Raw genomic sequence first — 11,977 nt, forward strand, 5'->3', positions numbered from 1 at the left:
TCAGACAGCTCTGACGAGGAGTAAGTACCCGACATGACCAGTCAGTCCACCCTGAAGTCCGTGCCTGCCCTGGGGACGCACCCGGCCTCCGGCTCCAACCCGAGCCGGGCCGAGACCAGGGAGCAGCTCGCCAAGGCGTCGTACGACCTTCTTGTGATCGGCGGCGGCATCCTGGGCATCTCCACCGCCTGGCACGCCGCGCAGTCCGGACTCAGGGTGGCGCTGGTCGACGCCGGCGACTTCGCCGGCGCCACCTCCTCCGCCTCCTCCAAGCTGCTCCACGGCGGTCTGCGCTACCTGCAGACCGGCGCGGTGAAGCTGGTGGCGGAGAACCACTTCGAGCGCCGTGCGGTCTCCCGCCAGGTGGCCCCCCACCTGGCGAACCCGCTCACCTTCTACCTCCCCGTGTACAAGGGCGGGCCGCACGGCGCGGCGAAGCTCGGCGCGGGCGTCTTCGCCTACTCCGCGCTCTCCGCCTTCGGTGACGGCGTGGGCCACCTGCTCTCCCCCGCCAAGGCGGCGCAGGACGTGCCCGAGCTGCGCACCGAGAACCTCAAGGCCGTCGCCGTCTACGGCGACGACCAGATGAACGACGCGCGCATGGCGCTGATGACGGTCCGCGCGGCCGTCGAGGCGGGCGCGGCCGTCCTCAACCACGCCGAGGTCACCGGCCTGCGCTTCACCAAGGGCCGGGTGACGGGTGCCGACCTGAAGGACCGTACGTCCGGCGACGAGTTCGGCGTCAACGCCCGTCTCGTGCTGAACGCGACCGGCCCCTGGGTCGACCACCTGCGCCGGATGGAGGACCCGAACGCGGCGCCGTCCATCCGCCTGTCCAAGGGCGCGCACCTGGTGCTCAAGCGCACCTCCCCCTGGAAGGCCGCGCTCGCGACGCCCATCGACAAGTACCGCATCACCTTCGCCCTCCCCTGGGAGGACATGCTGCTGCTCGGCACCACCGACGAGGAGTTCGAGGGCGACCCGGCGGACGTCACTGTCACCGAGAAGGACATATCCCAGATCCTGGACGAGGCCGCGTTCTCCGTCCGGGACCAGCAGCTGCAGCGCGACCTGATCACCTACTCCTTCGCCGGACTGCGGGTGCTGCCGGGCGGCCCCGGCGACACCGCCAAGGCCAAGCGCGAGACCGTCGTCACCGAGGGCCGCGGCGGCATGCTGTCCGTCGCGGGCGGCAAGTGGACCACCTTCCGGCACATCGGCCGCACGGTGATGCAGAAGCTGGAGGAGCTGCCGGGCCACCCGCTCGGCGACGACTTCGAACCGATCTCCTCGCTGCCGAAGAAGCTGCCGCTGCCCGGTGTCGCCAACCCGCGCGCGGTCGCCCACCGGCTGCTGGTGGACCACCCGGCGCCCGGCCCGCGCATGGCCGCCGACACCGCCAGGCACCTGGCCACCCACTACGGCTCGCTGGCCTTCGACATCGCCCGTATGGCCAACGAGAACCCGGAGCTGGCCGAGCGTGTCCACCCGGACGCCCCGGAGATCTGGGCGCAGGTCGTCTGGGCCCGCGACCACGAGTGGGCCGAGACGCAGGACGACGTGCTGCGCCGCCGCACGACGCTGACCATCCGGGGCCTTGCCACGGACGAGGTCCGCGCGAAGGTCCAGGACCTGCTCGACAAGAAGTGAGCCCGGCCGCCGGCCCCACTCCCTGACCAGGGCCGGCGGCATCGAGGACCGGCCCTTTCCGCACCGGGGCCGGTCCGCGGGAGGGGGCGGCTCCACGCCGATGGAGCCGCCCCTTTCGTGTGTCCGGCTGTCGGTGCCGCCTGATAGTCATGACCGCATGAACCATGAGGTTGCGGATCCCGGTGAACTCGCGGCGCTGCGGTCCGCGTTCGGCGTCGACGACGGCGGCGAGTCGGCCCTCGGCCGGGACGCGGTGCACGCCTTCGAGGCGGAGCACGGGATCGTGCTGCCCGAGCCGTACCGGACGTTCGTGGCGGAGATCACCGACGGGTCCTTCCACGGGCCGCCGGAGTACGGGCTCGTGGGACTCGGGGAGGGCGGCGAGGACCGAAGGCCCGGCGAGCCGTTCCCGCTGACGCGGATGTGGCTGTGGGAGGAGGACGACGGGCCGTACGAGGACCCCGAGGCCGTCATCGGCCAGGTCCACCGCCACGGTTCGGTCATGCTCGGGACCGACGGCTGCGGGATGAACTGGCACCTCGTCGTCACCGGCCCCCAGCGGGGGCACATCTGGCTGATCAGCGGCGAGGGTGCCGTCCCCTTCGGAGCCCCCTTCGGCCACACGACCGCCGAGCCGGGCTTCGCCGGCTGGGTCATGCACTGGGCGGCCGGCAGGGAGTGGTTCGACGCGTCCTGACGGCATTCAGGATTCCGCCATGTACATGAAAGAAGAATCATGGCCGGCACCTCCATTGTCATGAACCTGCGGTCCGATGGCCGGATCGCAGGTCTCACGGAGGTGTGGAATGCACCGCAGACTTGCCACCGGCCTCGCCGCCTCGGCGCTGGCCCTCATCACCGTCGCCGCCACCGCCACCGCCGCCGGAGCGGCTCCGGCCGACAAGCCCCAGGTGCTGGCCGGCTTCACCCAGACCAGCGCGTCCAGCTACAACGCGTGGGCCGCCGCCCGCGCGAACCAGTCGGCCTGGGCCTCGTACGATTTCGACTGGTCCACCGACTACTGCTCCGACTCGCCGGACAACCCGTTCGGCTTCCCCTTCGCCATGTCCTGCGCCCGCCACGACTTCGGCTACCGCAACTACAAGGCGGCCGGCACGTTCAGCGCCAACAAGGCACGCCTCGACAGCGCCCTGTACGAGGACCTCCAGCGCGTGTGCAACACCTACAGCGGCGCCACCAGGACCACCTGCGACGGCACGGCGTGGACGTACTACCAGGCCGTCAAGGTCTTCGGCTGACGGGCTTTCCGCGCTCGCCCGAACAGCATCCGGCCGTGCCCGCATAATGTGCTGAGACATCCGATGTCTGGGCGACAGGGAGGCCGGTCATGGCAGTCACCGACGAGGCGATCGAGAAGATCAAGGACATGATCGTCTCCGGCGCTCTGCGCCCCGGTGACCGGCTGCCCAAGGAGAGCGAACTCGCCGCCGGGCTCGGCCTGTCCCGCAACTCGCTCCGCGAGGCCGTACGCGCCCTGTCGCTGATCCGGATCCTGGATGTGCGGCAGGGCGACGGCACCTACGTCACCAGCCTCGATCCGCAGGTGCTGCTGGAGGCGATGAGCTTCGTGGTGGACTTCCACCGCGACGACACGGTGCTGGAGTTCCTGGCGGTACGCCGGATCCTGGAACCGGCCGCGACGGCGATGGCCGCCGTACGCATCAGCGAGCAGCAAGTGGACGCGCTCTCCGCCCAGTTGGACGCGCTCGGGGCCGCGCCCTCGGTGGAGGAACTGGTCGCCTGCGACCTGGAGTTCCACCGGGGCATCGTGCAGAGCGCCGGGAACTCGGTGCTCTGCTCGCTGCTGGACGGCCTGTCGGGGCCGACCACCCGGGCCCGGATCTGGCGGGGACTCACCCAGGAGGACGCGGTCGCCCGCACCCTGCGCGAGCACCGGGCGATCCTCGCCGCGCTGCGCGACCGGGACGCGGAGGCGGCCCGCTCCTGGGCGACCGTGCACATCGCGAGCGTGGAGCAGTGGCTGCGCAGCACGCTGTGACGTCCCGTGAAGTCCCCTGCGGAACCGGCCGGTCACCCCGTTCGCGGGCGGGGTGTTCCGACCCGGAGATCGGGGCAGTGATCCGGTCATCCCCCGGGTCAGGGGGCTGCGGGCGCTCCCGCCGGACGCCGTAAGGTGGGGACGTCAGGCGAGGGCACGTCGGAAGGAGGCACTGGGTGATCGAGCTGGAGGGGGTTCCCGAGCTGATCGACCCAGTCATGGTGGCCGCGTTCGAGGGCTGGAACGATGCCGGCGACGCCGCCTCCACGGCGGTCGCGCATCTGGAGCGCGAGTGGAAGGGCGAGGTGTTCGCGGCGCTGGACGCCGAGGACTACTACGACTTCCAGGTGAACCGCCCCACGGTGTTCATGGACGGCGGAGTGCGCAAGATCACGTGGCCGACGACACGGTTGTCGGTGGTCCGGGTCGGCGGCGACAAACCGCGCGACCTGGTGCTGGTCCGCGGCATCGAACCGTCCATGCGCTGGCGCTCGTTCTGCAACGAGCTGCTCGGCTTCGCGCACGAGCTGGGCGTGGAGCTGGTGGTCATCCTGGGCGCCCTGCTCGGTGACACTCCGCACACGCGTCCGGTGCCGGTCAGCGGGGTCACGTCCGACCCGGACCTGGCCGAGCGCATGGATCTGGAGGAGACCAAGTACGAGGGCCCCACGGGCATCGTCGGTGTCCTGCAGGAGGCGTGCGCGCACGCGGGCGTCCCGGCGGTGTCGCTGTGGGCGGCCGTACCGCACTACGTCTCCCAGCCGCCCAACCCCAAGGCCACGCTGGCGCTGCTGAACCGCCTGGAGGACCTGCTGGACCTGCGCGTCCCGCAGGGCGAGCTGCCCGAGGACGCGCGCGCCTGGCAGGTGGGCGTGGACCAGCTGGCGGCGGAGGACAGCGAGGTCGCCGAGTACGTCCAGACGCTGGAGGAGGCCCGGGACACCGCCGAGCTGCCGGAGGCGTCGGGCGAGGCGATCGCCCGCGAGTTCGAGCGGTATCTGCGGCGCCGGGACGTCAGCCCGCCGGGCGGGCACGCGACGGCGGACGGCGGGGACGCCTCGTACCTGCGGGACAGCCCCAGCGGCAGGACCCGGCCGCCGAAGCCGCCGAAGCCGGGAGCGTCCGGGGCCGCGGAAGGCTCTCCGGAAGGTTTCGCTGAAGGGGCTTCCCCCGGCGGCCCCGGGAGTTCCCCGGGCGGCTTCGCCGAAGGGGCTTCCCCCGGCTCGCCCAAAAGCCCCCCGGAAGGCTCCTCCGGTGCTTCTCCGGAAGGCTCCTCCGGTGCTTCTCCGGAAGGCCCCTCCGGAGGGTCCTCGGAAGGCACCCCCGAAGGCGGCGACGAGGACACGTCGGAGGACTGAGCAGCGAAAAGGGGCGGTTCCCGGAGGGGAACCGCCCCTTGGTGCATCCGGGCCTGCAGTGCCGGGGACGTACCCGGGCCTGCAGTGCCGGGGGCCTACCCGGGCCTACAGCGCCACGCCGAGCAGTGCGTCCACCGCCCGGCTCACGAGGCCGGGGGCACCGATGTCCGTGCCGCCCTCCGCCTCCTGGCGGGCCGCCCAGCGGTCCACGGCGGCGAGCGCCGCGGGGGCGTCCAGGTCGTTCGCGAGGGCCTCGCGGATCTCCTCGACGAGCGCGTCCGCGGACGGGCCGTCGGGCCGGGAGACGGCCGAGCGCCAGCGGTCCAGACGGCCGAGCGCGTCCTGCAGGACCTGGTCGGTCCACTGCCAGTCGGAGCGGTAGTGGTGGGAGAGCAGGGACAGCCGGATCGCGGCCGGGTCGACGCCGTCGCGGCGCAGCCGGGACACGAAGACGAGGTTGCCCCTGGACTTGGACATCTTCTCGCCGTCCAGGCCGACCATGCCGGTGTGCACATAGGCCTGGGCCATCGGGAACTCGCCGGTGAGCACCTGGGCGTGCGAGGCGCCCATCTCATGGTGCGGGAAGGCCAGGTCGGAGCCGCCGCCCTGGACGTCGAAGCCCATGCCGAGGTGGTCCAGGGCGATGGCCACGCACTCGATGTGCCAGCCGGGGCGCCCCGGGCCGAGCGAGCCGCCGTCCCAGCTGGGCTCGCCCTCGCGGGCCGCCATCCACAGCATCGGGTCGAGCGGGTTCTTCTTGCCCGGGCGGTCCGGGTCGCCGCCGCGCTCGGCGGACAGCAGCCGCATGGCGGCCGCGTCCAGGTTCGAGACCTGGCCGAAGTGCGGGTCGGACTCGACGGAGAAGTAGATGTCACCTTCCAGCTCGTAGGCCGCGCCGGTCTCGCGCAGCCGCTCCACGAGCGGGACGATGCCGGGTATCGCCTCGACGGCGCCTATGTAGTGCTGGGGCGGGAGCATCCGCAGGGCGGTCATGTCCTCGCGGAAGAGGGCCGTCTCCTTCTCGGCGAGGGCGACCCAGTCGACGCCGTCCCGCTCCGCGCGCTCCAGCAGCGGATCGTCGACGTCGGTGACGTTCTGGACGTAGTGAACCTGCCGCTTGGTGTCGAGCCACACGCGCTGAACGAGGTCGAACGCGTTGTAGGTCGCCGCGTGACCCATGTGGGTCGCGTCGTACGGCGTGATGCCGCAGACGTAGATACGGGCGACGGGACCGGGGTCGAGGGTGACGAGGCCGCCGGTCGCGGTGTCGTGGATCCTCAGGTCGCGGCCCTGACCAGGCAGGGCGGGGACCTCGGAAGCGGGCCAGGCATGCATGTACATGAGCCTAACCGGCCGCGAGCTGCGTATACGAACGGGATCGGCCCGGATGGCCGGTTGGGCGCTGTTGCGCATCCGCCGCCGGTGTGCTCAGGGCAACGCGTCCGAGCCGATGCCCCTACGCCGATATATGCCCGCACCGACGCGTCTGCGCCGGTATGCCCGTGCCGATGTGTTTACGCCGATATGTCCGTGCCGATGCGTCTGCGCGGTGTGATCACACCGGCGGCCACGGGATGGCCGGCCACTCTCCGGCCGGCTCCGGATGCCGGCCGGAGGCGAGCAGCGCGTCGACCCTTGCGCGCGTGGCCCCGATCTCGGCCGGGGTGATCAGACCGGCCAGCCGCGCGGCCAGCTCCCCGCCCTCGGCGAGGACCTCGCCCAGCCCCTTGAGCACCTCGACGGCCTCCGCCGTCAGGGGCTCCCCGGCCCAGCCCCACAGCAGCGTGCGCAGCTTGTTCTCGGCGTTGAAGGCGACCCCGTGGTCGATGCCGTAGAGCCGTCCGTCCGTGGTGGGCAGCAGGTGGCCGCCCTTGCGGTCGGCGTTGTTGATCACGGCGTCCAGGACGGCGAGGCGGCGCAGCCGCTCGTCGTCGGCGTGCACCAGCAGCGCGGTGCGGCCCTCGCCGACCTCGGCGAACCCGATCGCCTTCCAGCCCGGCTCGGGCTCCTCCCCGTCGACCAGGGCGAGCAGCTCCGCCTCGGCGCTGACGTCGATCCACAGCTGGCACATGCCCTCGCCGTACGGGCCGTCGCGCAGCACGGTCGGCGGGACGAGCCCCCAGCCGGTGGCCTCGGAGACCTCGTAGGCGGCCACCTCACGGCCCGCCAGGGTGCCGTCGGGGAAATCCCACAGCGGGCGCTCCCCGGCCACGGGCTTGTACACACAGGAGGCTTCCCGGCCGTCGTGCGTGACCGTGCAGAACAGCGCCGCGTTGGACGCTTCGCGGATCCGGCCGCGCACGGCCAGCTCACCGTGCGCGAGCAGTTCCACGGCGGCGGGACCGGCCGCCGCCTCGGCGGCCGTCACGCTCCGCGGCGGTATCCGTTCTGGCGCGGACATACGTGTCCTTCCGGATCGAGCGGGAGGCTGCACAGCGGGCACGGCGGCCGCCCGGCGTTGACGACGTCCAGGGCACGCTTGGCGAAGGCCCTGGCCTGCGCGCCGGTCAGCCGGACCCGCAGCATCGGCGGTCCGTTCTCCTCGTCCTGGAGCAGCCGCTCCTCGGCCTCGGCGAGGTCCTCGTCGGTGTCGGCCTCCAGCTCCACGAGGGCCTGGGCCTCCACGATCATGCGCTGTTCCTCGCCGTCCCAGGCCAGGGCCATGGTGCCGACCCGGAACTCCTCCTCGACAGGGGTGTCCAGCGGGGCCGTGTCGGAGATCTCGGAAGGGGCCACGGCGGGGACGGCCGCGCTGCCGCCACTGCGCCGTACGACCTCGTCCAGCAGTTCGTCCATGCGCTCGGCCAATGCGGCGACCTGGGTCTTCTCCAGAGCCACGCTGGTCACCCGGGCGCCGGCGATGGCCTGGAGGAAGAACGTACGGCGTCCGGGCAGCCCGACCGTGCCGGCCACGAAGCGGTCCGGCGGGTCGTAGAGGAACACCTGACGGGACACGTCCTGTCTCCATTGGATTCGAGAGTTACTGCGGTGCGGGCCGTGCGGGAAGGCGAGCGTGCGGATCGCTTCACCCTACTGCGCCCGACGATCACGGTGCGCCCGCACCGCCCCCGACCGGTGCGTCTTCCCCCGGAGGCTCCTCGCGCGGGGCAAGGGAGGCGAAATCGCCGGTGTCGCCGAGGCGAACGAGGAACGGCCTGAGACGGGTGTAGCGGATCACGGTGACGGAACACGGTTCCACGGAGATCCGCTGGAAGAGGTCGAGATGGAGTCCGAGGGCGTCCGCGACGAGCGACTTGATGATGTCGCCGTGCGAGCACATGAGGTAGACGGCGTCGGCGCCGTGGTCGCGCTCCACGCGCGCGTTCCACTCGCGTACGGCCTCGGCGGCGCGGGTCTGCATGGCCCGCATGGACTCGCCGCCCGGGAAGGCGGCGGCCGACGGGTGCGCCTGGACGACCTCCATCAGCGGCTCGTCCTTCAGCTCGGCGAGCTTGCGGCCGGACCAGTCGCCGTAGTGGCACTCCCCGATCCGTTCCTCGGTGTGGACGCTCAGCCCCGGCCGGGCGTCGAGCAGCGGCCGTACCGTCTCCTGACAGCGCTGCAGCGGGCTGACGACGACCTCGGAGAGGGGCAGCCCCTGGAGCCGTCCGGGCAGCGCGGCGGCCTGCGCGGCCCCGCGTTCGTCCAGGGCGACGCCTGGGGTCCATCCGGCGAGCACACCCGAGGTGTTGGCGGTCGACCGTCCGTGCCTGAGGAGGATCAGCGTGGGCATGCCGCCCAGGGTAAGGGCATCGCGACATGCACAGGCGGCCGGGCGAGGGGAGAATGCGCTCCGTGATCGTGGACTGCGCCATCTACACCCACGGGCAGCGCAGCGAGGGCCCGGAGGACCTGTCCGACGCGCTGGACGAGGCGCGGGCGGCGGGCGGTTTCGTGTGGATCGGGCTGTACGAGCCGTCGGAGCGGGAGTTCGACCTGGTCACCGAGGAGTTCCGGCTGCATCCGCTGGCGGTCGAGGACGCCCTCAAGGCTCATCAGCGGCCCAAGCTGGACGTGTACGACGACTCGCTGTTCATGGTCCTCAAGCCGGTGGTGTACGAGCCCCGGAGCGACGCCGTCACGGCGGGCGAGGTCATGGTCTTCATCGGCGACGGCTTCGTGGTGACGGTCCGGCACGGTGAGGGCTCGCCGCTCGCCGTCGTCCGGCACCGTCTGGAGGAGGACCCGGAGATGCTGGCCAAGGGTCCCACCTCGGTGCTGTACGCGATCTCCGACGCCGTCGTCGACCACTACCTGGACGTGGCGACCGAGCTGCAGACGGACCTGGAGGAGCTGGAGGCGGCGGTGTTCGAGCCGGGTGCCGGCGGCTCGCGTCACACGGCGTCCCGGATCTACAACTTCAAGCGGCAGATCCTGGAGTTCCGCCGGGCCACCGTGCCCCTGGCGGTGCCGCTGACCCGGCTGGCCGGTACCGGCGCGCTCGGCGTCGGGGTGCCGTTCGTGCACGAGAAGGCGCGGCCCTTCTTCCGGGACGTGAACGACCACCTCTCGCGCGTGAACGAGTCCGTGGAGGGCCTGGACCGGCTGGTGTCGGACATCCTGTCGGCGCATCTGGCGCAGATGAGCGTGCGGCAGAACGACGACATGCGGAAGATCTCGGCGTGGGCGGCGATGGCCGCGGTACCCACCATGATCGCGGGCGTCTACGGCATGAACTTCGACCACATGCCCGAGCTGCACTGGCTGTGGTCCTATCCGACGGTGATCGTGCTGATGGCCGCCCTGGAGGTGCTGCTGTACCGCACGTTCAAGCGGCGCGGCTGGCTGTAGCGCGTGCCGCGGCCCGCCGTGAGCGCCGCTCAGGCGAACTCGGGGGCGGGGGCGGGCCCGCCGAGGGGGTTGCGGCGCTCGGGCATGCGCAGGGTCACCATGCGGCGCCAGCCGCCGAGGCGCTCGTAGGCGTACACGGCGTGGATGCCGGCCGCGAGTGCGGCGGACTTCGCCCTGGGCCAGCCGAGGATGCGGCCCATGCGGGCCATGACGGCGAGGCTGACGTCCCGGTGGACGCGGATCTCGGCGAGGGCGCAGGTGCGCAGGGTGTGCTGGATCAGCCGGCCGTGCCCGGCGGCGGCGAAGCGCAGCAGCTCCTCGTGGGTGTAGGCGAGGTGGTTGTCCTCGTCGTGGGAGATCATGCGGACGGCCTTGCCGACCTCGGCGTGGCCGGCGAAGTACGCGCGGAGCATCGCCATCTGGTCGGCGGCGCGCTGTTCGGTGACCCGGCTGTGCGAGAGGTAGACGATGATGTCGCGCACGGTGAGCGGCTCGTTCCGCCTGAGCGTGTCGTGGGCGAGACCGATGCCGCGGCGTTCCAGGAGCATCGTGTAGTCGGTCTCGGGCGGAACGGGTACGGGTGCGAGGCCGCGCTTCTTCATGAGGGCGTCGAAGATGCGCCCGTGCTTGTCCTCGTCGGCACCGTGGCGGGCGATCTTGGGGGCGAGCGCGCGTTCGCTCTGCGGTACGAGCGCGGCGATCCGCCCGTTCTCCCACCCGCCCTGGGACTCCCCGCCGGCGGCGATGGAGCAGAACAGCCGGAAGGACTCGTCGTCCTCGAGGATCTCCTGGAACAGACTCCTGGCCGACAGCATGGAAGACCCCTCTCTGCATATTCCGCAGGGTTCCGCAAAGAACGAGTCAAATGCGGACAGAGGGGAGTCGCAACAGCAGTGCGGATCGGCTCGGCCGACAGGAGGACACCGCGGTCGTAACCGAGCGGCGCCCGGCGCGTTGTTCCCCGTGACGGCCGTGGCGGGGAAGACCCCCGAGCCCCCACCACGGCCGCTGAAAAGTCCCGGTGCCGGCGTGCGCCTGACGGCCCTAGGCGAGCCCGGCGCGCTCCATGGCCTCGCTGCCCGCCCGCAGGGAGGCGAGCCGCTCGTCCAGGGTGAAGCCGGCCGGGGCCAGGCTGAGGGTGGTGACGCCGGCGGCGGCGTAGGCCTTCATCCGGTCGGCGATGCGCTCCACCGAGCCGAGCAGCGTGGTCTTGTCGATGAGGTCCTGCGGGACGGCGGCCGCGGCGCCCTGCTTGTCCCCGGAGAGGTACTTCTCCTGGATCTCGGCGGCCTCCTTCTCGTATCCCATGCGCCGGGCGAGCTGGTTGTAGAAGTTCTGCTTGAAGCTGCCCATGCCGCCCACGTACAGCGCGGTGTAGGGGCGGAAGGTGTCCGCGAGCCGGGACACGTCCTTGTCGTCGCCGACGGCGAGCGGCAGGGTCGGGCAGATGTCGAACCCGTCGAGGGTCTTGCCGGCCTTCTCCCGCCCGGCACGCAGAGGGGCGACGGTGGTCTCCTCGAGGTGCTCGGCGGACGGGAAGATCACCAGCGCCCCGTCGGCGATCTCACCGGTCTGCTCCAGGTTCTTCGGCCCGATGGCGGCGATGTAGAGCGGAATGTGCTCGCGCTGCGGGTGCACGGTCAGCTTGATCGGCTTGCCCGGGCCGCCGGGCAGCGGCAGCGTCCAGTGCTCGCCCTCGTACGACAGCCGCTCGCGCGTCATCGCCCTGCGCACGATCTCCACGTACTCGCGCGTGCGCGCCAGCGGCTTGTCGAACTTGACGCCGTACCAGCCCTCGGAGACCTGCGGGCCGGAGACGCCGAGCCCGAGCCGGAAACGGCCCTTGGACAGCGAGTCCAGCGTCGCCGCGGTCATCGCCGTCATCGCCGGCTGCCGGGCGGGGATCTGGAAGATGGCCGAGCCGACGTCGATCCGCTCGGTCTGCGCGGCGACCCAGCTCAGCACCGTGGCCGCGTCGGAGCCGTACGCCTCGGCGGCCCAGCACACGGAGTAGCCCAGCCGCTCGGCCTCCTGTGCCACGGCCAGATTGTCCGCGTCCATCCCGGCGCCCCAGTAGCCGAGGTTGATCCCGAGCTGCATGGCCGATCCCCTTACTCATGAGTAACGTCCCTTGGGCGGAGACCTTAGCGCGGCGTCG

General features: G+C 71.7%; 12 protein-coding genes. 6 read left to right on the forward strand and 6 right to left on the reverse strand.

Annotation, left to right across the window (positions count from 1 at the left end):
- Positions 1-33: 33 nt before the first annotated feature.
- The 5 genes from ACZ7P3_RS30900 (at position 34) to ACZ7P3_RS30920 (ending at position 5,028) form a co-directional block, all read left to right on the forward strand.
- Entirely contained in the window at positions 34-1,650 is a 1,617-nt protein-coding gene (locus tag ACZ7P3_RS30900) for a glycerol-3-phosphate dehydrogenase/oxidase (RefSeq protein ID WP_472086648.1), read from the forward strand.
- A 157-nt stretch (positions 1,651-1,807) separates the two neighbouring features.
- A complete protein-coding gene (locus tag ACZ7P3_RS30905; protein WP_472086650.1) occupies positions 1,808-2,347 on the forward strand; it encodes an SMI1/KNR4 family protein in 540 nt (179 codons plus the stop codon).
- A 109-nt stretch (positions 2,348-2,456) separates the two neighbouring features.
- Positions 2,457-2,909, forward strand: coding sequence for a phospholipase (locus ACZ7P3_RS30910; RefSeq protein WP_472086651.1), 453 nt, complete (start codon positions 2,457-2,459; stop codon positions 2,907-2,909).
- An 89-nt stretch (positions 2,910-2,998) separates the two neighbouring features.
- Positions 2,999-3,670, forward strand: coding sequence for a FadR/GntR family transcriptional regulator (locus tag ACZ7P3_RS30915; RefSeq protein WP_472086653.1), 672 nt, complete (start codon positions 2,999-3,001; stop codon positions 3,668-3,670).
- 176 nt (positions 3,671-3,846) lie between these two features.
- Positions 3,847-5,028 (forward strand): PAC2 family protein, encoded by a 1,182-nt coding sequence (locus tag ACZ7P3_RS30920; protein WP_472086654.1) that lies wholly within the window; start codon positions 3,847-3,849, stop codon positions 5,026-5,028.
- 105 nt (positions 5,029-5,133) lie between these two features.
- Here ACZ7P3_RS30920 and mshC read toward each other — a convergent pair whose 3' ends face one another.
- The 4 genes from mshC to ACZ7P3_RS30940 all read right to left on the reverse strand — a co-directional run bounded on the left by mshC (position 5,134) and on the right by ACZ7P3_RS30940 (position 8,761).
- Complete coding sequence (mshC, locus tag ACZ7P3_RS30925) at positions 5,134-6,363, reverse strand: cysteine--1-D-myo-inosityl 2-amino-2-deoxy-alpha-D-glucopyranoside ligase (protein ID WP_472086656.1); 1,230 nt, start codon at positions 6,361-6,363, stop codon at positions 5,134-5,136.
- 220 nt (positions 6,364-6,583) lie between these two features.
- On the reverse strand, positions 6,584-7,429 hold the full coding sequence (locus ACZ7P3_RS30930) for an SCO1664 family protein (protein ID WP_472086658.1): 846 nt from the start codon (positions 7,427-7,429) through the stop codon (positions 6,584-6,586).
- Positions 7,393-7,983, reverse strand: coding sequence for a DUF3090 domain-containing protein (locus tag ACZ7P3_RS30935; protein WP_472086660.1), 591 nt, complete (start codon positions 7,981-7,983; stop codon positions 7,393-7,395). Before ACZ7P3_RS30935 ends, ACZ7P3_RS30930 begins: the two co-directional genes overlap by 37 nt.
- Before the next feature lie 91 nt (positions 7,984-8,074).
- Positions 8,075-8,761 (reverse strand): histidine phosphatase family protein, encoded by a 687-nt coding sequence (locus tag ACZ7P3_RS30940; RefSeq protein ID WP_472086662.1) that lies wholly within the window; start codon positions 8,759-8,761, stop codon positions 8,075-8,077.
- Between the two features lie 62 nt (positions 8,762-8,823).
- Between ACZ7P3_RS30940 and corA the strand changes: the two genes are divergently transcribed.
- Positions 8,824-9,819, forward strand: coding sequence for a magnesium/cobalt transporter CorA (corA, locus tag ACZ7P3_RS30945; protein ID WP_472086663.1), 996 nt, complete (start codon positions 8,824-8,826; stop codon positions 9,817-9,819).
- 29 nt (positions 9,820-9,848) lie between these two features.
- Here corA and ACZ7P3_RS30950 read toward each other — a convergent pair whose 3' ends face one another.
- A complete protein-coding gene (locus ACZ7P3_RS30950) occupies positions 9,849-10,634 on the reverse strand; it encodes a ferritin-like domain-containing protein (RefSeq protein WP_472086665.1) in 786 nt (261 codons plus the stop codon).
- 229 nt (positions 10,635-10,863) lie between these two features.
- Complete coding sequence (locus ACZ7P3_RS30955; RefSeq protein ID WP_472086666.1) at positions 10,864-11,919, reverse strand: LLM class F420-dependent oxidoreductase; 1,056 nt, start codon at positions 11,917-11,919, stop codon at positions 10,864-10,866.
- Positions 11,920-11,977: the final 58 nt, after the last annotated feature.

The organism is Streptomyces sp. NPDC107581 (assembly GCF_055657175.1).